Origin of the sequence: Streptomyces sp. RGM 3693 (assembly GCF_050471125.1) — a bacterium.
In the GTDB taxonomy this organism is placed as follows: Bacteria; Actinomycetota; Actinomycetes; order Streptomycetales; family Streptomycetaceae; genus Streptomyces.
On sequence record NZ_JBMPPQ010000002.1, the window covers coordinates 1,256,619 to 1,281,745 of the forward strand.

15 protein-coding genes and 3 rRNA genes are annotated in these 25,127 nt (G+C 68.1%); 12 read left to right on the forward strand and 6 right to left on the reverse strand.

The genetic code is table 11. The features are described 5' to 3' along the window. Window positions 1-44: 44 nt before the first annotated feature. The 3 genes from ACO0M4_RS22960 (at window position 45) to ACO0M4_RS22970 (ending at window position 3,595) form a co-directional block, all read left to right on the forward strand. On the forward strand, window positions 45-986 hold the full coding sequence (locus tag ACO0M4_RS22960) for a cation diffusion facilitator family transporter (RefSeq protein ID WP_430372811.1): 942 nt from the start codon (window positions 45-47) through the stop codon (window positions 984-986). Between the two features lie 380 nt (window positions 987-1,366). Continuing rightward, window positions 1,367-2,824: an adenosylhomocysteinase gene (gene ahcY, locus ACO0M4_RS22965; RefSeq protein ID WP_430372812.1), complete on the forward strand. Its 1,458-nt coding sequence runs from the start codon at window positions 1,367-1,369 to the stop codon at window positions 2,822-2,824. A 156-nt stretch (window positions 2,825-2,980) separates the two neighbouring features. Next, complete coding sequence (locus ACO0M4_RS22970; protein WP_430372813.1) at window positions 2,981-3,595, forward strand: hypothetical protein; 615 nt, start codon at window positions 2,981-2,983, stop codon at window positions 3,593-3,595. Window positions 3,596-3,681: 86 nt separating this feature from the next. On the opposite strand, the gene ACO0M4_RS22975 is transcribed toward ACO0M4_RS22970, so the two are convergent. Then, window positions 3,682-4,716 carry an RDD family protein gene (locus ACO0M4_RS22975; RefSeq protein WP_430372814.1) on the reverse strand — a complete coding sequence of 345 codons (1,035 nt, stop codon included), beginning with the start codon at window positions 4,714-4,716 and terminating at the stop codon, window positions 3,682-3,684. A gap of 153 nt (window positions 4,717-4,869) precedes the next feature. Between ACO0M4_RS22975 and ACO0M4_RS22980 the strand changes: the two genes are divergently transcribed. The 4 genes from ACO0M4_RS22980 to rrf all read left to right on the forward strand — a co-directional run bounded on the left by ACO0M4_RS22980 (window position 4,870) and on the right by rrf (window position 11,757). Continuing rightward, window positions 4,870-5,877, forward strand: coding sequence for a stage II sporulation protein M (locus ACO0M4_RS22980; protein WP_430372815.1), 1,008 nt, complete (start codon window positions 4,870-4,872; stop codon window positions 5,875-5,877). 739 nt (window positions 5,878-6,616) lie between these two features. Then, window positions 6,617-8,145: ribosomal RNA gene (locus ACO0M4_RS22985) — 16S ribosomal RNA — on the forward strand. 299 nt (window positions 8,146-8,444) lie between these two features. Beyond that, window positions 8,445-11,566, forward strand: a 23S ribosomal RNA gene (locus ACO0M4_RS22990). Window positions 11,567-11,640: 74 nt separating this feature from the next. Further along, window positions 11,641-11,757 (forward strand): 5S ribosomal RNA (gene rrf, locus ACO0M4_RS22995). Together the 16S, 23S and 5S rRNA genes form the textbook arrangement of a ribosomal RNA operon. A gap of 386 nt (window positions 11,758-12,143) precedes the next feature. On the opposite strand, the gene ACO0M4_RS23000 is transcribed toward rrf, so the two are convergent. Genes ACO0M4_RS23000 through ACO0M4_RS23020 form a run of 5 tightly spaced genes read right to left on the reverse strand, consistent with a single transcriptional unit; the run spans window position 12,144 to window position 17,961 of the window. Next, window positions 12,144-13,454: a DUF58 domain-containing protein gene (locus ACO0M4_RS23000; RefSeq protein WP_430372816.1), complete on the reverse strand. Its 1,311-nt coding sequence runs from the start codon at window positions 13,452-13,454 to the stop codon at window positions 12,144-12,146. Window positions 13,455-13,463: 9 nt separating this feature from the next. Beyond that, a complete protein-coding gene (locus ACO0M4_RS23005) occupies window positions 13,464-14,447 on the reverse strand; it encodes an AAA family ATPase (protein WP_430372817.1) in 984 nt (327 codons plus the stop codon). Then, window positions 14,410-15,642 (reverse strand): DUF4350 domain-containing protein, encoded by a 1,233-nt coding sequence (locus ACO0M4_RS23010; protein ID WP_430372818.1) that lies wholly within the window; start codon window positions 15,640-15,642, stop codon window positions 14,410-14,412. The genes ACO0M4_RS23005 and ACO0M4_RS23010 overlap by 38 nt, the downstream gene beginning before the upstream one ends. Further along, window positions 15,639-16,331 carry a DUF4129 domain-containing protein gene (locus ACO0M4_RS23015; protein ID WP_430372819.1) on the reverse strand — a complete coding sequence of 231 codons (693 nt, stop codon included), beginning with the start codon at window positions 16,329-16,331 and terminating at the stop codon, window positions 15,639-15,641. The genes ACO0M4_RS23010 and ACO0M4_RS23015 overlap by 4 nt, the downstream gene beginning before the upstream one ends. A 4-nt stretch (window positions 16,332-16,335) precedes the next feature. Beyond that, a complete protein-coding gene (locus ACO0M4_RS23020; protein ID WP_430372820.1) occupies window positions 16,336-17,961 on the reverse strand; it encodes a DUF7544 domain-containing protein in 1,626 nt (541 codons plus the stop codon). A gap of 152 nt (window positions 17,962-18,113) precedes the next feature. On the opposite strand from ACO0M4_RS23020, the gene mtnA reads away from it, so the two are divergent. The 5 genes from mtnA (at window position 18,114) to ACO0M4_RS23045 (ending at window position 25,114) form a co-directional block, all read left to right on the forward strand. Then, window positions 18,114-19,286: an S-methyl-5-thioribose-1-phosphate isomerase gene (gene mtnA / locus ACO0M4_RS23025; RefSeq protein ID WP_430372821.1), complete on the forward strand. Its 1,173-nt coding sequence runs from the start codon at window positions 18,114-18,116 to the stop codon at window positions 19,284-19,286. Further along, complete coding sequence (mtrA, locus tag ACO0M4_RS23030; protein ID WP_430372822.1) at window positions 19,283-19,960, forward strand: two-component system response regulator MtrA; 678 nt, start codon at window positions 19,283-19,285, stop codon at window positions 19,958-19,960. The genes mtnA and mtrA overlap by 4 nt, the downstream gene beginning before the upstream one ends. Before the next feature lies 1 nt (window position 19,961). After that, window positions 19,962-22,118, forward strand: a complete 2,157-nt coding sequence (gene mtrB, locus ACO0M4_RS23035; protein ID WP_430372823.1) for an MtrAB system histidine kinase MtrB — start codon at window positions 19,962-19,964, stop codon at window positions 22,116-22,118. After that, the gene (locus ACO0M4_RS23040) at window positions 22,108-24,003 is read left to right on the forward strand and encodes an LpqB family beta-propeller domain-containing protein (protein ID WP_430372824.1); all 1,896 of its coding nucleotides are present in this window, start codon (window positions 22,108-22,110) and stop codon (window positions 24,001-24,003) included. Before mtrB ends, ACO0M4_RS23040 begins: the two co-directional genes overlap by 11 nt. Before the next feature lie 409 nt (window positions 24,004-24,412). Then, window positions 24,413-25,114 carry a ComF family protein gene (locus tag ACO0M4_RS23045; RefSeq protein ID WP_430372825.1) on the forward strand — a complete coding sequence of 234 codons (702 nt, stop codon included), beginning with the start codon at window positions 24,413-24,415 and terminating at the stop codon, window positions 25,112-25,114. Window positions 25,115-25,127 lie beyond the last annotated feature (13 nt).

Genomic DNA, 25,127 nt, shown 5'->3' on the forward strand with positions numbered 1-25,127 from the left:
AAGGGGCGGTAAAGCCCGGTCTACGGAAGGGACACGGCGCACCCATGAGCGCATCCGGCGGTACCAAGGCGATCGTTGCGGCGCTGGGCGCCAACCTGGCGATCGCCGTGGCCAAGTTCGTCGCCTTCGCCTTCAGCGGCTCGTCCTCGATGCTGGCAGAAGGCGTGCACTCCATCGCCGACTCCGGCAACCAGGGCCTGCTACTACTCGGCGGCAAGCGGGCCAAGCGCGCCGCCACCGCCGAACACCCCTTCGGCTACGGCCGCGAGCGCTACATCTACGGCTTCCTGGTCTCCATCGTCCTGTTCACCATCGGTGGCGTCTTCGCGCTCTACGAGGGCTGGGAGAAGATCCAGCACCCGCACCCCCTGGACAACTGGTTCTGGCCGGTCGGCGTCCTGATCTTCGCCGTCATCGCCGAGGGCTTCTCCTTCCGCACCGCGATCAAGGAGTCCAACGAACTGCGCGGCCAGCAGAGTTGGATCCAGTTCATCCGCCGCGCCAAGGCCCCCGAACTCCCCGTCGTCCTGCTGGAGGACTTCGGCGCGCTGATCGGCCTCGTCCTCGCCCTGTGCGGCGTCGCCCTCACCCTCGCCACCGGCAACAGCGTCTGGGACGGCATCGGCACCATGTGCATCGGCACCCTGCTGGTCCTGATCGCCCTGGTCCTCGCCGCCGAGACCAAGTCCCTGCTGCTCGGTGAGGCGGCCGGCCCCGACCAGGTCGCCAAGATCCGCGCCGCCCTCGTCGACGGCGACGTCGTCACCCGCGTCATCCACATGCGCACCCTCCACCTCGGCCCCGAGGAACTCCTCGTCGCCGCCAAGATCGCCGTCCAGCACGACGACACCGCCACCGAGATCGCCCGTGCCATCGACGCCGCCGAGGCCCGCATCCGCGAAGCCGTCCCGATAGCCCGCGTCATCTACCTCGAACCCGACATCTACGACGAGCAGGCCGCCGCCCAACCCCCCAGCGGCACCTGACCGACCCACCCGCCGCAAGGCCCCGCCACCCCAGAAGGCGGGGCCTTACGCATGCCACCCCACCCGCCGGCCGACCCCCACACCCCGCACACCGCACAGAACAAGCCAACGAACAAACCGATGCGGGCTGGGGCACCAGGACCGATCGGTGTAAATTCGAGGGCAGTGCCAGACGTCGCTGCTGATGGCGGTCGGGCGGCCCGCACCGCGGACCGGCCGAGGGAGAGAGGGCCTCCGACGGACTGCGCTGCGGCAAGGGGAGAGGTGTACCAGCCTCCACGTAGGCTCAAGTGCGCCCCAATACCACTGGGGATCCCCAGCCCGCGCCGCAGACTGCCCGAATTGCCCGACCGACCTCGACATTCCGAGGAGCAGCCCGAATGACGACAGCAGCCACCGGCCAGGACTTCAAGGTCGCCGACCTTTCCCTCGCCGCCTTCGGCCGCAAGGAGATCACCCTCGCCGAGCACGAGATGCCCGGTCTGATGGCGATCCGCAAGGAGTACGCCGACCAGCAGCCCCTCAAGGGCGCCCGGATCACCGGCTCGCTGCACATGACCGTGCAGACCGCCGTGCTGATCGAGACCCTGGTCGCCCTGGGCGCGCAGGTGCGCTGGGCCTCCTGCAACATCTTCTCCACCCAGGACCATGCCGCTGCGGCGATCGCGGTCGGCCCCCACGGCACCGCCGAGGCTCCGCAGGGCGTCCCGGTCTTCGCCTGGAAGGGCGAGAGCCTGGAGGAGTACTGGTGGTGCACGGAGCAGGCGTTGACCTGGCCCGGTACGCCCACCGGTGGTCCGAACATGATCCTCGACGACGGCGGTGACGCCACGCTCCTGGTCCACAAGGGCGTGGAGTACGAGAAGGCCGGCCAGGCCCCGGCGGTCGAGACCGCCGAGAACGAAGAGCACCACGCGATCCTGGAGCTCCTCAACCGCACCCTCGCCGACAGCCCGCAGAAGTGGACCAGGCTCGCCTCCGAGATCCGCGGCGTGACGGAGGAGACCACCACCGGTGTCCACCGCCTCTACGAGATGCAGCGCGACGGCGTCCTGCTCTTCCCCGCGATCAACGTCAACGACGCGGTGACCAAGTCGAAGTTCGACAACAAGTACGGCTGCCGCCACTCGCTGGTCGACGGCATCAACCGCGCCACCGACGTCCTGATCGGCGGCAAGACCGCCGTGATCTGCGGCTACGGCGACGTCGGCAAGGGCTGCGCGGAGTCCCTGCGCGGCCAGGGTGCCCGCGTGATCATCACCGAGATCGACCCGATCTGCGCGCTGCAGGCGGCGATGGACGGTTACCAGGTCACCACGCTCGAGGAGGTCGTGGAGACCGCGGACATCTTCGTCACCACCACCGGTAACAAGGACATCATCCTTGCTTCCGACATGGCGCGGATGAAGCACCAGGCGATCGTCGGCAACATCGGTCACTTCGACAACGAGATCGACATGGCCGGTCTGGCGAAGCTCCCCGGCATCGTCAAGGACGAGGTCAAGCCGCAGGTCCACACCTGGACCCACCCCGACGGCAAGGTCCTGATCGTGCTGTCCGAGGGACGTCTGCTCAACCTGGGCAACGCCACCGGTCACCCCTCGTTCGTGATGTCGAACTCCTTCGCGGACCAGACGCTGGCGCAGCTCGAGCTGTTCACCAAGCCCGAGCAGTACCCGACCGACGTCTACGTCCTGCCCAAGCACCTGGACGAGAAGGTCGCCCGCCTCCACCTGGACGCGCTGGGCGTCAAGCTCACCACCCTGCGCCAGGAGCAGGCCGACTACATCGGCGTCAAGGTCGACGGCCCCTACAAGCCCGACCACTACCGCTACTAAAGCCACCACCGGCCCGCCCGCGGACCGGTAACCGGCACCCCAGCAGCCGCTGGCACCAGGCCCTCGCCCTCCCGGCGGGGGCCTGGCTCGCAGAACCCCCCGAACCCCCGCCCGCGGCGCACCACCCCGCCCGCCTCTCCCAAGGACTGCACCACCATGCCCCGCGGCCACTACTCCCTGTACGACCCGCACGACCACACCCCCCTCGGCGAGGAACACTTCCACTGCGCCACCGGCCCCTCCGGCTGGCGCTACGTCTCCCAGACCCTCGACACCGCCGGCGAGCCCACCGGATCCGTCGACCTCACCCTCGACGACCTCGGCCGCCCGATCCGCCTCGAACTCGTGCGCGCCGCCTGGCAGATCCGCGGCGCCGCCCTCGACGGCGTCACCTGGGTACGCACCGACCCCACCGGCACTCACGCCACCGAAGGCAACGTCCCCGCCCACGCCTTCACCGGCGCGTCCCCGGCCTTCCTCGTCGCCACCGCCCGCCTGCTGCGCCCCACCCTGGGCGCCGGCGCCACCCGCGTTCGCCTCGTCGCCTTCACACCCCCCGTCCTCGCCCCCCGCACCCTCGACCAGTCCTGGGCCCTGCTCTCCAGCACACCACACGCCACTGACAACGCCCCGCTCCTCGCCGACGAGTACCAGGTCACCGACCTCGAAACCGGCGAACAGCACGCCGTCCACCTCGCCGGCGACGTCGTCCTGGCCGCCCCCGGCATCGAACTCGAATCCCTCGACACCCCGCCCTCGACGTTCACCTGACGGCGACGGCGGGCGCCGGACCCCGTGCCCCCGCCCCCGGCGCCAACTCGCCGCGTTCCCCACCGGCCTCCTGCTGCCCGCCCGTCTCACACAGGCGGCGCGAACCCGCTGCCACCCCGAGGCGCCTGGCCACCCCCGCCTTCACCCGTCGCCGCCGGGGCCGTCCCTGTAGACCAGCCCGCCCCGCCGCCTCCCGGCGCAACGCCCGTCGCCCCCTGCCCGGCCGCAACTTCACCCCCGGGCACCACCCACGCCCCACCGGCCACAGCCGCACCGCCCCCACGCTCCGCCGAAGCCCCCGCAGGAGCATCGCCCCCAGGAACACCACCCGAGGGCGGCACCTCCATGACCGCCCCCGGCACACCGCTCGCCCCGAACGCCCGCCGGGACTCCCGCCCCTGCCGCTCCCGCACCACCGAGGCCAGATACACCGCCGGGTCCAACCCCGCCGGCACCTCCGCCCCCGCGAAGCCCCGCAGATCCCCCGCGAGCCGCCAGGCCATCGCCGCGCCCGCCTGCGGATCCAGCTCGCCCAGCCGCTCCAGGTACTGCCGCACGGCCAGCCACCACCCGTCCGGCACCCGCGACAGATCGAGCCCCCCGACCTCCCCGGCCAGCCACGGAGGCGGCGCCGGCAGCACCACACCCCCGCCCTCCACCTCGGGCACCCGCTCCCGTATCACCAGCGTCCCGGCGAACACATCACCCAGCCGCCGCCCCCGGGCCGACACCATGGACGCGATCGACGCCAACACCCCCATCGTCATCACGATCTCGACCGCCCCCATGGCACCCCGCACTAGCGCATGCCGGAACCGGATCGGCCCGCCGTCCTCCCGCACCACCCGCAGCCCACAGATCAGCTTCCCCAACGACCGCCCGTGGCTCAGCGTCTCGACCGCGATCGGAATCCCCACCTGCACCAACACGAACGTGGCCACCTGTACGGCCGCCAACACCGCACTGTCCAACGAGGACGCAGCGCTCACCATCACCAACGTCACCACGATGTACGTCCCCCAGGCCACCGCGAGATCGACGACCACCGCCAGCCCGCGGCTCGCCAGCCTGGCCGGCCGCAGCCCCAGCACCACCGCTTCCCCCGTCACCAGCTGACTCACACGCCCACTCCCTCTCGACCCTGCTCTCGAGCCCGCCACCGCGCGGCCCCCTCACACGGTGCTCCCTACCCCTTGAGGTCCAGGGCCCCGCGCCCGGCCAGTCTGCCAAGCTGGCCCGACACCCACCCACCGCGCTACGAGGAGCGACCCCGCATGGACCTCGATGTCTTCGTCACGGCCCACAGCGCCGAATGGGATCGCCTCGACTCCCTCCTCCGCCGCAAGCGCCGCCTCACCGGCACGGAGGCCGACGAACTCGTCACCCTCTACCAACGCACCACCACCCACCTCTCCCTCCTCCTCTCCAGCGCCCCCGACCCCGCCCTGACGGGCCGCCTCACCTCCCTCGTGGCCCGCGCCCGCAGCAAGGTCACCGGCGCCCGCACGTCCTCCTGGCGCGACGCCGCCCGCTTCTTCACCACCTCGTTCCCCGCCGCCGTCTACCGCCTGCGCCACTGGTGGATCCCCACGGCGGTGCTCTCCCTGACCGTCGCCGCCCTCTTGGGCTGGTGGATAGCCGCCCACCCGGAGGTCCAGTCCACCCTCGGCGCCCCCCAGGAACTCCGCGAGATGACCCGCCCCGGCGGCGACTACGAGGCCTACTACTCCAACCACCCCGCCGCGGCCTTCGCCGCCCAGGTATGGACGAACAACGCCCAGGCCGTGGCCCTCTGCCTGGTCCTCGGCGCCTTCCTCGGCCTCCCCGTCCTGTGGATCCTCTTCGAGAACATGCTCAACCTGGGCGCCGGCCTGGGCCTGATGTCCTCGGCGGGCCGCCTGGACACCTTCCTCGGCCTGATCCTCCCGCACGGCCTCCTCGAACTGACCGCCGTCTTCGTCGCCGCCGGCATCGGCCTGCGCCTGGGCTGGACCGTCATCGACCCGGGGCCTCGCCCCCGTCGTACGGCCCTCGCCGAGGAAGGCCGCACCGCCCTCGGCGTGGCCATCGGCCTGGCCGCCGTCCTCTTCGTCTCCGGCGCCCTCGAAGGCTTCGTCACGCCCTCCGGCCTTCCGACCTGGGCCCGCATCACCATCGGCATCCTCGCCGAGCTGGCGTTCCTCACCTACGTCTACGTACTGGGCGGCCGCGCCGTACGCGCCGGCGAAACCGGAGACGTCGCCACCACCGACCGCGCCGCTCTCCTCCCCACCGCCGCCTGATGTGCGCGCACCCCTCCTGACCTGCTAATCTCCTCTTCGCCCCAGCAACCCATTGACACGGGTGGCAGGAGGAGGTAGATTCAAACGGTTGCAACGAACTGGACAAGTTCAATCGCAACGGTTAGTCTCATCTCCGCTCCAGTCGCACTTTCGAATCGACTGAGCGCACCGGCCACTTATCGGAAGTTCCACTCGATTATTTGGATCGAATGCCTTCTGATAAAGTCGGAAAAGTCGAAAGACAAACCCCCTCTGACGGGTAATTCAGAACGGAATTCGAACCAGCCGCCTCGCGGTCTGGAACGGAAAGAAGATCTGATAAAGTCGGAAAGGCCGAAAAGCGAAAGCGAAGCGGCCGGACCCCGCTCCAGCAGGGGGCCAGAGACGGAAACGGATCTGGTAAGGTTGGAACCGCGAAGAAGCCGAAAGGCCGAATCGCACCGGCGAAAATCAGGGCCGAAAGGATCTGATAGAGTCGGAAACGCAAGACCGAAGGGAAGCGCCCGGAGAGCCTGGTGAAACAGGCACAAAGGAAGCGTCCGTTCCTTGAGAACTCAACAGCGTGCCAAAAGTCAACGCCAGATATGTTGATACCCCGTCTCCATCATGGAGATGAGGTTCCTTTGAAAGTCCTTCCAAGTTTTTGGGAGGCGCACAGCGAGGACGCTGTGAACCGTGAGGATTATTCCTCCTCGTGGTTCCGCTCAACGCGAGTGTCACACCGGATTACCGGTAAACATTCACGGAGAGTTTGATCCTGGCTCAGGACGAACGCTGGCGGCGTGCTTAACACATGCAAGTCGAACGATGAACCTCTTTCGGGAGGGGATTAGTGGCGAACGGGTGAGTAACACGTGGGCAATCTGCCCTTCACTCTGGGACAAGCCCTGGAAACGGGGTCTAATACCGGATATGACACACGGAGGCATCTTCTGTGTGTGGAAAGCTCCGGCGGTGAAGGATGAGCCCGCGGCCTATCAGCTTGTTGGTGAGGTAATGGCTCACCAAGGCGACGACGGGTAGCCGGCCTGAGAGGGCGACCGGCCACACTGGGACTGAGACACGGCCCAGACTCCTACGGGAGGCAGCAGTGGGGAATATTGCACAATGGGCGAAAGCCTGATGCAGCGACGCCGCGTGAGGGATGACGGCCTTCGGGTTGTAAACCTCTTTCAGCAGGGAAGAAGCGAGAGTGACGGTACCTGCAGAAGAAGCGCCGGCTAACTACGTGCCAGCAGCCGCGGTAATACGTAGGGCGCGAGCGTTGTCCGGAATTATTGGGCGTAAAGAGCTCGTAGGCGGCTTGTCACGTCGGATGTGAAAGCCCGGGGCTTAACCCCGGGTCTGCATTCGATACGGGCAGGCTAGAGTTCGGTAGGGGAGATCGGAATTCCTGGTGTAGCGGTGAAATGCGCAGATATCAGGAGGAACACCGGTGGCGAAGGCGGATCTCTGGGCCGATACTGACGCTGAGGAGCGAAAGCGTGGGGAGCGAACAGGATTAGATACCCTGGTAGTCCACGCCGTAAACGTTGGGAACTAGGTGTGGGCGACATTCCACGTCGTCCGTGCCGCAGCTAACGCATTAAGTTCCCCGCCTGGGGAGTACGGCCGCAAGGCTAAAACTCAAAGGAATTGACGGGGGCCCGCACAAGCAGCGGAGCATGTGGCTTAATTCGACGCAACGCGAAGAACCTTACCAAGGCTTGACATACGCCGGAAAGCGCTAGAGATAGTGCCCCCCTTGTGGTCGGTGTACAGGTGGTGCATGGCTGTCGTCAGCTCGTGTCGTGAGATGTTGGGTTAAGTCCCGCAACGAGCGCAACCCTTGTTCTGTGTTGCCAGCATGCCTTTCGGGGTGATGGGGACTCACAGGAGACTGCCGGGGTCAACTCGGAGGAAGGTGGGGACGACGTCAAGTCATCATGCCCCTTATGTCTTGGGCTGCACACGTGCTACAATGGCCGGTACAATGAGCTGCGATACCGCGAGGTGGAGCGAATCTCAAAAAGCCGGTCTCAGTTCGGATTGGGGTCTGCAACTCGACCCCATGAAGTCGGAGTTGCTAGTAATCGCAGATCAGCATTGCTGCGGTGAATACGTTCCCGGGCCTTGTACACACCGCCCGTCACGTCACGAAAGTCGGTAACACCCGAAGCCGGTGGCCCAACCCCTTGTGGGAGGGAATCGTCGAAGGTGGGACTGGCGATTGGGACGAAGTCGTAACAAGGTAGCCGTACCGGAAGGTGCGGCTGGATCACCTCCTTTCTAAGGAGCATCTAGACGGTCGTAAGATTGTCCAGAGCCACTACGTCGGCGAATGTTCGACGGTGGTTAGCTCATGGGTGGAACGTTGACTATTCGGCACGATGGGTTGGGTTTGTTAGTACTGCTTCGGCGTGGAACGCAAGTTTTGACTGGTCGTGTTGGGCGCGCTGTTGGGTGTCTGAGGGTACGGACTGTGGTCTGGACCTTCGCGATGCCGGCCCCGGTGAAGCATCCTTTGTGGGTGTGTGACGGGTGGCTGGTCGTTGCTTGAGAACTGCACAGTGGACGCGAGCATCTGTGGCCAAGTTTTTAAGGGCGCACGGTGGATGCCTTGGCACCAGGAACCGATGAAGGACGTGGGAGGCCACGATAGGCCCCGGGGAGCTGTCAACCAAGCTTTGATCCGGGGGTGTCCGAATGGGGAAACCCGGCAGTCGTCATGGGCTGTCACCCGCTGCTGAACACATAGGCAGTGTGGAGGGAACGCGGGGAAGTGAAACATCTCAGTACCCGCAGGAAGAGAAAACAACCGTGATTCCGGGAGTAGTGGCGAGCGAAACTGGATGAGGCCAAACCAGTCACGTGTGATACCCGGCAGGGGTTGCGTGGTTGGGGTTGTGGGAGTTCTTTTGATCGGTCTGCCGGCCGGTCGGCGAGTCAGAAACCGTTGATGTAGGCGAAGGACATGCGAAAGGTCCGGCGTAGAGGGTAAGACCCCCGTAGCTGAAACATTAGCGGCTTGCTTAAGAACCACCCAAGTAGCACGGGGCCCGAGAAATCCCGTGTGAATCTGGCGGGACCACCCGTTAAGCCTAAATATTCCCTGGTGACCGATAGCGGATAGTACCGTGAGGGAATGGTGAAAAGTACCGCGGGAGCGGAGTGAAATAGTACCTGAAACCGTGTGCCTACAAGCCGTGGGAGCGTCGCGCATCAAGCTTGCTTGGTGCGTCGTGACTGCGTGCCTTTTGAAGAATGAGCCTGCGAGTTTGCGGTATGTTGCGAGGTTAACCCGTGTGGGGAAGCCGTAGCGAAAGCGAGTCCGAATAGGGCGTGGAGTAGCATGCTCAAGACCCGAAGCGGAGTGATCTAGCCATGGGCAGGTTGAAGCGGAGGTAAGACTTCGTGGAGGACCGAACCCACCAGGGTTGAAAACCTGGGGGATGACCTGTGGTTAGGGGTGAAAGGCCAATCAAACTCCGTGATAGCTGGTTCTCCCCGAAATGCATTTAGGTGCAGCGTCGTGTGTTTCTTGCCGGAGGTAGAGCACTGGATAGGCGATGGGCCCTACCGGGTTACTGACCTTAGCCAAACTCCGAATGCCGGTAAGTGAGAGCGCGGCAGTGAGACTGTGGGGGATAAGCTCCATGGTCGAGAGGGAAACAGCCCAGAGCATCGACTAAGGCCCCTAAGCGTGTGCTAAGTGGGAAAGGATGTGGAGTCGCAGAGACAACCAGGAGGTTGGCTTAGAAGCAGCCACCCTTGAAAGAGTGCGTAATAGCTCACTGGTCAAGTGATTCCGCGCCGACAATGTAGCGGGGCTCAAGTACACCGCCGAAGTCGTGTCATTGCGATATTACCCCCAACGGGGATCGTGATGGGTAGGGGAGCGTCGTGTGCCGGGTGAAGCAGCCGTGGAAACGAGTTGTGGACGGTTCACGAGTGAGAATGCAGGCATGAGTAGCGATACAAGAGTGGGAAACTCTTGCGCCGATTGACTAAGGGTTCCTGGGTCAAGCTGATCTGCCCAGGGTAAGTCGGGACCTAAGGCGAGGCCGACAGGCGTAGTCGATGGACAACCGGTTGATATTCCGGTACCCGCTTTGAAACGCCCAATATCGAATCCATTAATGCTAAAGCCGTGAAGCCGGCCTGGAGTCTTCGGACAAAGGGACGTGGTGGAGCCGTTGACCCAAGGTGGTAGTAGGTAAGCGATGGGGTGACGCAGGAAGGTAGTCCAGCCCGGGCGGTGGTTGTCCCGGGGTAAGGGTGTAGGCCGTGTGGTAGGTAAATCCGTCACACGTTAAGGCTGAGACCTGATGCCGAGCCGATTGTGGTGAAGTGGATGATCCTATGCTGTCGAGAAAAGCCTCTAGCGAGTTTCATGGCGGCCCGTACCCTAAACCGACTCAGGTGGTCAGGTAGAGAATACCGAGGCGTTCGGGTGAACTATGGTTAAGGAACTCGGCAAAATGCCCCCGTAACTTCGGGAGAAGGGGGGCCATTTCTGGTGAGGGAACTTGCTTCCTGAGCTGGGGGTGGCCGCAGAGACCAGCGAGAAGCGACTGTTTACTAAAAACACAGGTCCGTGCGAAGCCGTAAGGCGATGTATACGGACTGACGCCTGCCCGGTGCTGGAACGTTAAGGGGACCGGTTAGCTCCATTTCGGTGGGGCGAAGCTGAGAACTTAAGCGCCAGTAAACGGCGGTGGTAACTATAACCATCCTAAGGTAGCGAAATTCCTTGTCGGGTAAGTTCCGACCTGCACGAATGGCGTAACGACTTCTCGACTGTCTCAACCATAGGCCCGGTGAAATTGCATTACGAGTAAAGATGCTCGTTTCGCGCAGCAGGACGGAAAGACCCCGGGACCTTTACTATAGCTTGATATTGGTGTTCGGTTCGGCTTGTGTAGGATAGGTGGGAGACTTTGAAGCGCCAACGCCAGTTGGTGTGGAGTCGTTGTTGAAATACCACTCTGGTCGTGCTGGATGTCTAACCTGGGTCCGTGATCCGGATCAGGGACAGTGTCTGGTGGGTAGTTTAACTGGGGCGGTTGCCTCCTAAAGAGTAACGGAGGCGCCCAAAGGTTCCCTCAGCCTGGTTGGTAATCAGGTGTTGAGTGTAAGTGCACAAGGGAGCTTGACTGTGAGACTGACGGGTCGAGCAGGTACGAAAGTAGGGACTAGTGATCCGGCGGTGGCTTGTGGAAGCGCCGTCGCTCAACGGATAAAAGGTACCCCGGGGATAACAGGCTGATCTTCCCCAAGAGTCCATATCGACGGGATGGTTTGGCACCTCGATGTCGGCTCGTCGCATCCTGGGGCTGGAGTCGGTCCCAAGGGTTGGGCTGTTCGCCCATTAAAGCGGTACGCGAGCTGGGTTTAGAACGTCGTGAGACAGTTCGGTCCCTATCCGCTGCGCGCGTAGGAGTCTTGAGAAGGGCTGTCCCTAGTACGAGAGGACCGGGACGGACGGACCTCTGGTGTGCCAGTTGTTCTGCCAAGGGCATGGCTGGTTGGCTACGTTCGGAAAGGATAACCGCTGAAAGCATCTAAGCGGGAAGCCTGCTTCGAGATGAGGGCTCCCTCCCACTTGATGGGGTAAGGCTCCCAGTAGATGACTGGGTTGATAGGCCAGATATGGAAGCGCCGTAAGGTGTGGAGTTGACTGGTACTAATAGGCCGAGGGCTTGTCCTCAGTTGCTCGCGTCCACTGTGTAGGTTCTGAAGTAACGAACTCGCCTTGTTGGCTGGAGTTCAACTTCATAGTGTTTCGGTGGTTTTAGCGTTAGGGAAACGCCCGGTTACATTTCGAACCCGGAAGCTAAGCCTTTCAGCGCCGATGGTACTGCAGGGGGGACCCTGTGGGAGAGTAGGACGCCGCCGAACAATTATTGTGGGAAGGCCCCGCACCTTATGGTGCGGGGCCTTTCTGTTTTTTGGGCTTCGTTCCCCAATCCAGTGACCTGGGTTTGGGGGCGGGGCCCTTTTTGTGTTGTGGCCGGCCTTCTCCGTAGGCATAGACGCAGGCACAGGGTATGGCCGGGGGTACGGATGCTTTGGCCTTGGGGCTGTGAGGGGTTCGTCTTTGTGGGCCATGGGGGGCGGCGTGGGGGGATGGGCCTGTAGGCGCTGTGAGTGAGCGGGTGAGAGGAGAGGGGGCGGGGAGGCTTCGTAATGAGGCCCGGTGTCTCAGAGGGGAGTGATTGCACGGCCCGTAGGTGAGGCGTGGGCTGTGCTGGTTATGGGGGGCCTTTCCCTGTCCGGATGGGCCTCTACAGGCGGCCGGCGGACTTCAGGGAGAGGTAGGCGTCGGCGAGATCGGGGGCCAGGTGGGCCGGGGTGGAGTCAATGACCGTGATGCCGTGGCGGCGGAGGCGGTCGGCGGTGCGGCGGCGGGCGGCGCGGGTCTGCTCCGCGGCGGCGGCCGCGTATACGGCCTGCGGGGTGTGGCGGCCGGCGGCCAGTTCTTCGATACGGGGATCGGCGACCGCCGCGACGATCAGTTCGTTGCGCCGGGTGAGGGTGGGGAGGACGGGCAGCAGTGCCTCCTCCATGGGGGCCGTGTCGAGGCCGGTGAAGAGCACGATGAGGGAGCGGCGTGCGGTGTGGCGCTGGATGGTCGCCGCCAGGCTGCGGGCGTCGGCTTCGACGAGCTCGGGTTCGAGGGGGGCGAGGGCGTTGGTGAGGGCCGGAAGGAGATCGCGGGCGGTGCGGCCTTGTACGGACGCGCGTACCCGGCGGTCGTAGGCGAGCAGGTCGACGTGATCGCCCGCGCGGGCGGCGAGCGCGGCGAGGAGCAGCGCGGCGTCCATGGATGCATCGAGGCGAGGGGTGTCGCCGACGCGGCCGGCCGAGGTGCGGCCGGTTTCCAGGACGAGGAGGATGCGTCGGTCGCGCTCGGGGCGCCAGGTGCGGACGGCTACGGCCTGCCGGCGGGCGGTGGCGCGCCAGTCGATGGAGCGGGTGTCGTCGCCGGGGGTGTAGTCGCGGAGGCTGTCGAATTCGGTGCCTTCGCCGCGGGTCAGGATGCTGGTGCGGCCGTCGAGTTCGCGGAGCCGGGCGAGTTTTGCGGGGAGGTGCTTGCGGCTGGTGAAGGGGGGCAGAACGCGCAGGGTCCAGGGGACGTGGTGGCTGCCTTGGCGGGCGGCCAGGCCGAGGGGGCCGTAGGAGCGGACCGTAACGCGGACGGCGTGGTGGTCGCCGCGACGGGTGGGGTGGAGGGTGGTGGTCAGGCGGCGGCGTTCGGCGCTGGGGACGCGGAGGGTGTGGCGGGATGCGGGGATGTCGTTGCCAGGGTGGAACGAACTGGGGGGCCAGGCGTCGCGGAGCTGGGCGCGCAGGGGGCGGCGGTTGGGGTTGGTGACGGTGAGGTGGATGTGGGCTTCGCTTGTTAGTCGAACGCTCGTGTCACCGGTTCGGGTGAAATGGAGCTTTCGCACTGGCGCGGCGAGGGCCAGATCGCACAAGATTGCTAGCAGCAAGGCGAGTTGAACGGTGAGGATCCCGAGCCAGCTGGGCAGCGCGAAGCCCACGACCAGGGCTCCGAGCGCGGAGATGAGAGCGGTGCGTCCGGTGAGGGCCACGGTCTTGCCTCAGCGGGGGACGGGGAGATGAGCGAGCACGGCGTTGATCACGGAGTCAGCGGTGACTCCTTCCATCTCGGCCTCGGGTCGAAGGTGCACCCGGTGCCGGAGTGTGGGAAGGGCCAGGGCTTTGACGTCGTCGGGCGTGACGTAGTCGCGGCCGGTGAGCCAGGCCCAGGCGCGTGAGGTGGAGAGCAGGGCGGTGGTCCCTCGGGGGGAGACACCGAGAGACAGCGAGGGGGATTCGCGAGTGGCACGGCAGATATCGACGATATAGCCGGTGACTTCGGGCGAGACGGCGGTCTTGGCGACCGCGGCCCGGGCGGCTTCGAGGTCGGCGGCGGAAGCGACGGGGCGGAGACCTGCGGCATTCAGGTCGCGCGGGCTGAAGCCGGCCGCGTGACGGTTGAGAATGTCGATCTCGTCCTGGCGGGCGGGCAGGGAGACCGTCAGCTTCAGGAGGAAGCGGTCGAGCTGGGCTTCGGGGAGAGGGTAAGTGCCCTCGTATTCCATGGGGTTCTGCGTGGCGGCGACGAGGAACGGTTCGGGGAGTAGACGGGGGGTGCCGTCGACGGTCACCTGGCGTTCTTCCATCGCTTCGAGCAGGGACGCCTGGGTCTTGGGTGGCGTCCGGTTGATTTCGTCGGCGAGCAGGAGGTTGGTGAAGACCGGGCCGGGCTGGAAGGAGAACTCGGCGGTGCGGGTGTCGTAGACCAGTGAACCAGTGACATCACTGGGCATCAGATCGGGGGTGAATTGGACGCGCTTGGTGTCGAGTTCGAGGACCGTGGACAGGGCGCGTACGAGCAGGGTCTTGGCGACGCCGGGGACTCCTTCGAGGAGTACGTGACCGCGGCAGAGCAGTGCGACGACCAGACCGGTGACGGCGGGGTCCTGGCCTACCACGGCCTTGGCTATCTCGGTGCGCAGTTCCTCAAGTGAGGCTCGGGCGCTGTCAGCGGTCGGGGTGCTCACGGGGTGCGTGCCTCTCATGGGAAACGATCGAGTTCTCAAGCGTGTCGAGTTGGTCGGCCAGGTGCACCAGGGCCTTGTCGTCCGCTGGGGTGGGACCGAAGAGCAGGGTGTTGAGGTCGGTCGTGGCCAGGGGGGCGGTGGCCAAGTGGGTGCGGATGGCCGGGAGTAGGAGGTCGGGGGTGTTGGCGTGCGTGGGAGGCACGCCGATCAGGGGGGCGAGCCGGGTGCGGGTTGCGGAGCGCAGGACGGCTGAGGCCCGGTCGCGGGCGTGGGCCTGTTCGTAGAGGCGGGCGTGGCCCTCGGTGGTTTCGGCGGCCGGGACGGTGACCGGGAGACGCTCCGGCACCAGCGGGCCGAGGCGGCGGGCACGCCACAGGGCCGCGCAGCCGGCGGCGAGGGTGAGTTGGAGCAGGGCCCAGCGCCAGCCGGACGGGATGAGGCCGAAGAGGCCCGGCTGAGCGTCCTGGGCGGTGGCGGACGGATCACTGACGGAGGGGAGGTACCAGACCAGATGCTTGTGTGCACCGAGGAGTTGGAGGGCCAGCGAGGCGTTGCCGTGCTCGGCGAGGCGGTAGTTGTAGAGGAAATCGGCGGAGCCGAGGAGGACGGTGTCGCGGTCCTTGTGGGCGGCCGGGAGGCGCAGCAGGGCGGGGTAGCCGCCGGCGTCGTAGCAGCGGTCGGCGGCGGTGGCGGAGGTGGTGTAGCGGATGCCGCCCAGGAGAGCGTCGCCTGCGCGGCGGGCGGCGGGCAGCGAACAGCCGGGCACCCGCGGCGCGTTGCTGACCTGGGGCTCGGCCTGGACGCCGGGGGCGAACACCTGGAGCGAGGCGAAGCCGGGCGAGAGGAGGACGGTGCGGCCGGGGGTGTGCGCAGTCGCTGCGTGGAGGCTGGTCAGCTGATCGGAGGTCAGCACGTCGGGGGCGGCGACGAGGAGCGTGGTGTGCGGGCCGGCCGCGGCTGCGGCCTCCTCGGCGGTGGTCACGACCTGGCTGGTGATGCCGTGGGCGGTGAGGAGTTGGGCGAGCGCCCGGCTTCCGGTCCGGTCCACGGAGCGCGGGTCGAGCCGGCCGTACTGTTCGCCGGACTGCAGGGCGGCGAGGGTCAGTCCGCCGATGACGAGCAGCAGCAGTCCCACCAGCACGCCCCGGGAGCGGGCCCACAGGCGGTGCGCGGTGTGACCGGGAACGGCGGTGGCGGTGGTGGCAGTGGTCATCCGCGACTCCTGGTCGGGGTGGCGGCCAGGTGGGGCTTGGCGCGCTGCAGCTCGGTGTCGAGGTCGGCCAGGAGGGTGTATGCCCGTTCGGTGCCGGGGCGGCCGCCGTATGCGACGTCGTCGAAGGTACGGGCCGCTGTGCGGAGTTGTTCGGCGTTTGCGGGGAGGACCAGGCCGGCTTCGGTGGCGGCCTCGTCGGCGGTGCGGCCGGGGCCGGGCGTGAGCAGGGCGCGCTCTTCGAGGGCGAGGACGATGGCGCGCATCCGGTCCTGGACCGCCTCGTTCCAGCGGCCCTCGGTCGCGTGCCGGTCGGCGGCCGCGCGGTGTTCCGCGGCGGTCCGGGGCGTATCGATGAAGAGGGTGCCCCGTGTGGTCGGAGTGCGGCGCACCGCACCGAGCCGCAATCGGAGGGCGATGATCAGTAGCAGCGCGAATGCGGCGATGGCGATGAGCCCGGCCCAGCCGCCCGGGGTGGCGCCGGAGGCCGCATTGAAGAGCTCGCCGATGCGGTCCCAGAGCCAATCCAGGGCGCGCTGGATCAGATTGGGGTCGTGCTGGTGGTACCGGGGGTCGGACAGTTCGCGTTCCGCCGCCTCACGGGCGGGGTCGCGAGAGATCCGTACCGGTATGTCGTTGCCAGAGCGCACGATGAGGTCGGCGAGTGCGGTGATCTTCCCCCCTGTGGTCACCGCATCAGCTTCCCGGTGCGGTGTCGGTCGGGCGCGGTCCGGGGATGTCGGGAGCGACATCCGTGGGCGTGCCGGGAGCGTCAGGGGTCTCGGCGGTGGCAGGCTCGGTCTTCTCCGGCGCTGGGTTCTCGGCCTCGGTGTTCTGAGTTTTCGTCAACTGAATCTTCGTCGACTGAAGGCTCGTTGGCTGAGAGTCCGTCGGGTCTGCCGGCTCGGTGGGCGGCTGCGTGGACGGGGCGTCAGCGGCGGGCCGGGCGGCCGGGGTTGTGTCGGGAGCGGTCCTGGGGGCCGGGGTGCCGCCGGTGGCCGTGGGCGTGGCGGGCGCTTCGGGGGTGTAGCCGGGGAGACCGGCGGCGCGGGCGAGTTCGAGGTCGAGGGCCTCGCGGCGGATGCGCTGGTCGACGTAGAGGAGTGCGGTGACCCCGGCGCTGATCGGGAAGGTGACCGCCGAGCTGATGACCGCGCCGAGGCCCAGCACGATGAGGAACGGCCAGCCGGTGGAGTCGCTGGTGCCGTTCGCCCAGTCCATGAGGTTCTCGCCGCCTATCAGGAAGGCGATGAAGGTGGCCGGGATCTGGATGATGAACTCGACGATGGCGATCAGCAGGTAGGCGAGGAGCTGGATGCCCAGCACCCGCCACCAGGAGCCACGGACGAGCTTGGCGGAGCGCCGCATGGAGGCCACGACGCCCTGCTTCTCCAGCATCAGGGCCGGGGAGGCGAGGCTGTAGCGGACCCACAGCCAGATGCTCACGACGGTGGCGGCGAGCACGCCGAGCAGGACGAGGAGAAGACCGAGGTCGAGCGAGCCGGAGCTGGTGATGATGAGGCCCGGGGCCACCGCGGCCGCGAAGATGGCGGTGATGATCAGGGGAAGCAGGCCGAGCAGGCCGAGCAGGCGCGGGAGTTGGCCGCGGGCATCGCTCCAAGCTTCTCCGGCGGTCACCGAGCGGCCCAGGACCGCCCGGCTGATGATCATGGTCAGCATGCCGGTGGCGATGATCGTGGCGAGCAGCCCGATGAGCGTGGTGATGGCGGAGCCGGTGAGGGAGTCGGCCAATTCGCCCAGGACGTGTCGCAGCGGGGGTGCGGAACCGTCATCGGGGCCCAGCTGATGGTTGGCGCCGGGGAGCCACAGGCCGGTGACGAGCGTGATCGCGGTCTGCGAGACGAGTGCGACCACCAGCGAGATGCCGAGCACGGTGCGCCAGTGGGCGCGCATGGTGGCGATGGCGCCGTCGAGGATCTCACCCACGCCGAGCGGGCGGAGCGGGATGACGCCCGGCTTGGCGGCGGGCGGCATGCCGCCCCAGCCGGGGCCGCTTCCCCAGGCGCCCTGATTGCCGGGGCCCGGCGGGGTGGCCCAGCCGCCTGGGGCCGAGCCGGACGAGGCGCGGGTGCGGTCTCCGCCGCCCTGGGTATCCGGTCCGCTCTGGCCGGGGATGCCGGCCGGGGCCGTCCACTGGCCGGCAGGTGGCTGGTTACTGGACCAGTTCGGCGGGGGCGGCTGTTGGGACGCGTCGGGGCGATCGTCCGGAGCGGGCGGTTGGGTGGGCTGCTCCGAGGTGCCGCGGCCCGGCTCGTCGGAGGGAGAGGATCCGGGCGAGGCCCAGCCCGGAGAGTTGTTCATCGTCGCTCCTTCTTGCTGCCCGTCCGCCGGGGCGGCGGGGGTCCGGGGTCCGCGGTGTCATTCATCGTGTCATGGCCGGTGGCGCTCTGTACCCGTGCCCTTCTAGGAAGGGGACCTTCTGTTCGGTGGGGGGTCGGCGGCAGACTGAGGGAATGGCTGATCGGCACGAGGTATCGGAGGCGGGCGCCGAGTCGCTCGCGGTCCCGTCGTTGCGCTGGGGGGAGTTGCCCGAGGGCCCGGTGGTGGTCTTGCTCGACCAGACCCGTCTGCCGGCGGAGGAGGTCGAGCTGGTCTGTACGGACGTACCGGCGTTGGTGCGGGCGATCCAGACGCTGGCCGTGCGCGGGGCGCCGCTGTTGGGCATCGCGGGTGCGTACGGCGTTGCGCTGGCCGCGGCGCGTGGATTCGACGTCGAGGAGGCGGCGGACGCACTGGCGAACGCCCGGCCGACCGCGGTCAACCTCGGCTACGGCGTCCGGCGCGCGACCGAGGCGTACCGCAGGGCGGTGGCCGGTGGCGCTGATGCGCAGGGTGCGGCGGCGGCCACGCTGGTCGAGGCGCGCGCCGTCCACGCGGAGGACGTCGAGGCCAGCGCGCGCATGGCGGAGCACGGTCTGGAACTGCTGGGTGAGCTGCTGCCGGGCGGCGGACACCGCATACTCACGCACTGCAACACAGGTGCCCTGGTCTCCGGGGGAGAGGGGACCGCCCTGGCCGTGGTGCTGGCGGCGCACCGGGCCGGCGAGCTGCGGCGACTGTGGGTGGACGAGACCCGACCACTGTTGCAGGGGGCGCGACTGACCGCTTACGAGGCGGCGCGGGCCGGGATGGCGTACACGGTGCTGGCGGACGGCGCCGCGGGTTCGCTGTTCGCGGCCGGTGAGGTGGATGCGGTGTTCATCGGGGCGGACCGGATCGCGGCGGATGGCGCGGTCGCCAACAAGATCGGCAGCTATCCGCTGGCGGTGCTCGCCCGGCACCACCACGTTCCGTTCGTAGTGGTGGCCCCGACCAGCACGGTGGATCTGGAGACGGTGGACGGCGCCGGTATTGAGGTGGAGCAGCGGCCGGGCCATGAAGTGACGGAGTTCTCGTTGCCGCATCTGCTGGGCACCGGGGCGGCGGCCGGCGCCGGGATTCCGGTGGCCCCACTGGGCTCGCTGGCCTACAACCCGGCCTTCGACGTCACGCCGGCCGAGCTGGTGACGGCGATCGTGACGGAGGCCGGAGTGGTGTCACCGGTGAACCGCGAGCGGCTGGCGGACGTGTGTTCCGCCTCACGATGGAGAAAGTCACGATCAGGTAATGGGATGATGGCCGAATGAAGGGACGCGTCCTGGTCGTCGACGACGACACCGCACTGGCAGAGATGCTCGGCATCGTGCTGCGTGGCGAGGGCTTTGAACCGTCGTTCGTGTCGGACGGCGACAAGGCGCTCGCTGCGTTCCGCGAGACCAAGCCCGATCTTGTGCTGCTCGACCTGATGCTGCCCGGACGGGACGGCATCGAAGTGTGCCGGCTGATCCGTGCCGAGTCGGGTGTGCCGATCGTCATGCTGACCGCCAAGAGTGACACGGTGGATGTGGTGGTCGGCCTCGAATCGGGTGCGGACGACTACGTCGTCAAGCCGTTCAAGCCCAAGGAGCTGGTGGCTCGGATCCGGGCGCGGCTGCGGCGCTCGGAGGAGCCGGCGCCCGAGCAGTTGGCGATCGGGGACCTGGTCATCGACGTGGCCGGGCACTCCGTGAAGCGGGACGGGCAGTCGATCGCGCTGACCCCCTTGGAGTTCGATCTGCTGGTGGCGCTGGCGCGCAAGCCGTGGCAGGTGTTCACCCGCGAGGTGCTGCTGGAGCAGGTCTGGGGCTACCGGCACGCCGCGGACACCCGGCTCGTCAACGTCCATGTGCAGCGGCTGCGCTCCAAGGTCGAGCGGGATCCGGAGCGGCCGGACATCGTGGTGACCGTGCGCGGCGTCGGCTACAAGGCCGGGCCCAGCTGAGATGCCCCGGGACGGTTCGGCCCCGGAGGGACAGCGGGGGCGCACCGTCGGCCCGGCGGGTGATATGTCCTTTTCGGATCGCGTAGCGGCACGATTGCTGCGCGGCGGACAGCTGCTGCCCGACGGCGCAGTGAGCGGGCCGGTCCATCCCCTGCTGCGGCTCTTCAGCCGGTGGGTGCGGCGGCCGCTGCTGCCCGCGCTGCGCCTGTGGCGACGCAACATCCAGCTGCGAGTGGTCGCCACCACCCTGCTGATGTCGCTGGCCGTGGTGCTGCTGCTCGGCGTCGTGGTCGTCGGGCAGGTCCGTAACGGCCTGCTCACCGCCAAGGCGCAAGCCGCCCAGAGCCAGGCCGTCGGCGGTTTCGAGGTCGCCCGGAAACTGGCCGACGGCGGCGATGACAACCACACCGACGACAACAGCCGCACCGCAAGCCGCGGCACCCAGGACTCCGCGACCTGGCTGACCAGTCTGGTCGAACAGCTCGCCAGCGGCGGGCAGGGCGTGTTCTCGGTCGTCGCGCTCAGCTCCGACACCGACGAACCGTTCGGCGACTCCACCCCCGGCACTCGCGGACCCCGCGCCTCCGGGGACGTCGATCCCGAACGCAGCGTCCCCGTCGAACTGCGGCGGAAGCTGGACAGCAAGTCCGGCACGTTCCGCCAGTACACCCAGATCAAACGTATCGGGTCCAACGACGGCATGCCGGCATTGATCATCGGCAAGCGGCTCAACGACATCAACGGCAACCAGTACCAGCTCTACTACCTCTTCCCGTTCAGCCAGGAAGAGGAGTCCCTCAAGCTCGTCACCGGCACGTTGGCGACCGCCGGAGTGTTCGTCGTGATCCTGCTCGGCGCCATCGCCTGGCTGGTGGTGCGGCAGGTCGTCACGCCCGTACGGATGGCCGCCGGGATCTCCGAGCGGCTGGCCGCCGGCCTCCTCCAGGAGCGGATGAAGGTCACCGGCGAGGACGACATCGCCCGGCTCGGCGAATCCTTCAACAAGATGGCGCAGAACCTCCAGGTCAAGATCCAGCAGTTGGAGGAGCTGTCCCGGATGCAGCGGCGGTTCGTCTCCGACGTCTCGCACGAGCTGCGCACCCCGCTCACGACCGTACGGATGGCCGCCGACGTCATCCACGAGGTGCGGGACGAGTTCGACCCCGCCACCGCGCGCTCCGCGGAACTGCTGCGCGGCCAGCTCGACCGCTTCGAGTCGCTGCTCGCCGAGCTGCTGGAGATCAGCCGGTTCGACGCGGGTGCGGCGGCCCTGGAGGCCGAACCGGTCGACCTGCGCGACGTGGTCCACCGCGTCATCGAAGGCGCCGAACCGCTTGCCGAACGCAAGGGCAGCCGCATAGTGGTGCGCGGCGCCGAGCACCCCGTCATGGCCGAGGCCGACCCCCGACGGGTGGAGCGGATCCTGCGCAACCTCGTTGTCAACGCCGTCGAGCACGGCGAGGGCCGCGACGTCGTGGTCCGGCTGTCGTCCGCCGGCGGCCGCAGCGACGGCGCGGTCGCCGTCGCGGTGCGGGACTACGGCGTCGGCCTCAAGCCCGGCGAGGCGACCCGGGTCTTCAACCGCTTCTGGCGCGCGGACCCGGCACGGGCCCGTACGACCGGCGGCACCGGGCTCGGCCTGTCCATCGCCATCGAGGACGCCCGGCTGCACGGCGGCTGGCTACAGGCGTGGGGTGAGCCGGGCGGCGGCTCCCAGTTCCGGCTGACGCTGCCCCGTACGGCCGGCGAAACACTGCGCGGCTCCCCGATTCCCCTGGAGCCCGAGGACTCACGGCGCAACCGCGGCCTGGACGAACACGGGCGGCCCCGCCCCGGCGCGGGCCGCGCGGCGTCCACCATCCCGGCGCAGCCCCGCCCCGGCGCACAGCACACCGCGGCCCGACCCACGACGCCCCCGGCGGCGCTGCCCCCCGGCGGCAGTTCCCGTGCGGTTCCCCAGCAGGCCACCGCACGCAAGACCGAGCGCACGGGCGACGACAACACCCACGACAACGCCCACGACAACACCCACACCGACGCCATCAGGGACGCGGGTACGCCCGCCGACCCAGGCGCGTACGGGAGTGCGGCCCCCGACAGCACGGAGCAGAAGACCGAACGCGGTGCGGAGCGGGAAGGCGGACGGCGTGGGCGCTGAGCACGGAGACAAGCGCGCGGCGCGCACCCCGCGGTTCCACCGGCGCGCGCTCCGGGGCACCGGAGTCGCACGCACGGGACGCAAGGCCGTCCTGCTGGGCTGTGCCGGGGCACTGCTGGCCGGTTGCGCGTCCATGCCGGACAGCGGCGACGTCACGGCGGCCGACCCGTCCCCGCGCGCCGACGGTGACTCGCAGGTGCGGGTCTACGGCGTGCCCCCGCAGGACGGTGCCCAGCCGACCAACATCGTGCGCAGCTTCCTCGACGCGACCACCAGCGACGAGGCGGACTTCCGCACGGCCAGGATGTACCTGGCCAAGTCGGCGAAGCAGACCTGGCGGCCGTTCCTGGTCACCAATGTGCTCCAGGAGCGGCCGAAGTCTGAGCCGGAGGTCCAGCCCAGCCGCGAGGGCGCCAACGGCTACACCGTCACGCTCGCCGGCAGCCAGGTGGCGAAGGTGGACGCCAACCACGCGTACACCCCCGAGGAGAAGCCGTACCGCGAGACGATCCACCTCATCAAGGAGGGGGACCAGTGGCGCATCGACCGGCTGCCCGACGGGCTGGTGCTGGGGCAGTCCGACTTCCAGCGCATCTACCGCTCCGTCAACAAGTACTACTTCGCGTCCTACAAGTCCGAGTCGGACGACCCCAAGGCGGGCAAGAACGTGCTCGTCGCCGACCCGGTCTACCTGCGGCAGCGGATAAAGCCGATCACGTCCAGCGTGGAGGCGCTGCTCACCGGGCCTACCGACTGGCTGGACAGGGTGACGACTTCGGCGTTCCCGCCCGGCACCCGGCTCGCCGCCCGTGACCTGTCGCTGGACGACGCCAACGCACTGCATGTCAAGCTCAGCAAACAGGCGGTCAACACCGACACCGCCCAGTGCAAGCGGATGGCGGCTCAGCTCTTCTTCACCGTCCAGGACATGACGCGGGCTTCGAAGATCAGTGAAGTGGAACTCCAGGATCCGAGCGGCAACTCGTTGTGCGCGCTGACCCAGGACCAGGCCGAGCGGGACTTCGCCGCACCGGGCCACACCGGTCACGCCGGCAAGGAGTACTTCATCGACGCGGAGCACCGCGTCGTCGCGATGTCGGACGCGGCCAGCGAACCGACGCCGGTGCGCGGGCCGTTCGGCACCGGCAAGACCCCGCTGCGCTCGGTCGCCATCTCGCGTGGGGAGACCACCGCCGCCGGGGTGTCGGGCGACGGCCGGTATCTGTACGTGTCCGGGATGGAGGACGGGGTCGAACGCGCGGGGCCGCTGCTGACCAGCGCCAGTACGGCCAAGAGCGCCGACGAGGGGCTGACCGCGCCGAGTTGGGACGGGCTGGGCGACCTGTGGATCGCCGACCGCGACGCGCACCGCTCGCGGCTGCTGCGGATGCGCGAGGGCAAGGGCGACCCCGAGGAGGTCTCGGTGCCCGGTCTCGGCGCGCGACGGATCAAGGCGATCAAGGTGGCCGCTGACGGCATACGGATCGCGATCCTGGTGGAGGACAAGGGTCGTACGACGCTCCAGCTCGGCCGGGTCGAGCGGGACGGCACCTCCGCGCATCCGACGCTGTCGGTGCAGGAACTGCGGCCGATCGCGCCCCAGTTGGAGGACGTGGTGGCGGCGTCCTGGGCGGGCGGCAGCCGGCTGGTGGTCGTCGGCCGGGAAGCCGGCGGGGTCCAGCAGATGCAGTTCATGGAGACCGACGGCTCCGCGTCCGACGCGCAGACCCTGCCCGGAGTCAACGGCGTGAAGGCGGTGGCGGCCTCGGAGGACGAGACCCGCCCGCTGATCGCGGACGCCGCGGAGGGCATAGTCCGGCTCCCCACGGACTCCAACTGGAAGACGGTGGCCAAGGACGGGACGGCGCCGGTCTATCCGGGGTGAGCGCGGGCGCGGCGACGGCTCGTCGGGGGAAGGGCGGGTGCGGCGTCGGTGCGTTCGTCCGGCTCGGCGAGGGCCGGGGTGGTGGCCACGTGCCTGGTGGGGGCGTGGATCGGGACGGTCCCGGTGCCGTGGTCAGGGATGGTGCGGAGCTGGCTTGTCCGGGGCGGGCGTGGCCCGTTCGTCGGGATGAAGCATGGGCGGGGTGTTCGTGCTGGTGCTGGTGCTGGTGTTGGTTCGTGGGAGGCGCGAGGGGCAGGCCCGGGTTGTACGGGCCGGGGAGAGGGCGCGGGCGAGGCGCGTGCCCGGGCGGCGGCTCTTGCGGGCGGTGTCTCTGACTGGAAGGTTGGCCACCTCGGCGTAGTTATCCACAGGGGTGGTGGCCGAGCGTGCACAACGCGACAGTGGAGTCATGCGGGGGGTGTGGCGAGAGCTGGCGAGCCTGGTACTGCCGGTCGACTGTGCGGGGTGTGGCCAGCCGCGTACGGAGCTGTGTGCGGCGTGTCACCGGGCGCTGTGGCGCGGTGGACGTGGCGCGGGGCAGGTGCGGCCGAGGCCGGTACCGGCGGGGCTGCCGCGGGTGTGGGCCGGTGCGCCGTACGCCGATGAGGTGCGCACCGTGCTGCTGGCCCACAAGGAGCGGGGCGCGCTGCGGCTGGCCGCGCCACTGGGGGCAGTGCTGACGGGGGCGGTGCGGGGGGTGGGGGGAGGGGGCGGCCCCCTCCTGCTGGTCCCGGTGCCGTCCGCGCGGAAGGCGGTGGCCGGCCGTGGTCACGATCCTGTGCGCAGGATCGCGTTGGCGGCCTCCGTCGAGCTGCGGCGGGTGGGTGTCGGCGCGCGGGTGCTGGCGGTGCTGCGGCAGCGTCGTGCGGTAGTCGATCAAGCGGGGCTGGATGCCCGGCAGCGCCTGGCGAACGTCGCCGGTGCCCTGGAGGTGCCGGGTGCGGTCGGGAGGCTGCTGACGGGGGCGCCGGTGGTGCTGGTGGACGATCTGGTGACGACGGGGGCCACGCTCGCCGAGGCGGCACGGGCGGTCCGGGCTGCCGGCGGTCGGGTGACGGGGGCCGCGGTGGTGGCCGCGTCCCCCAGTTCTTTCCTTTTCAACGGAAGTTGAGGGGGCTGAGTCC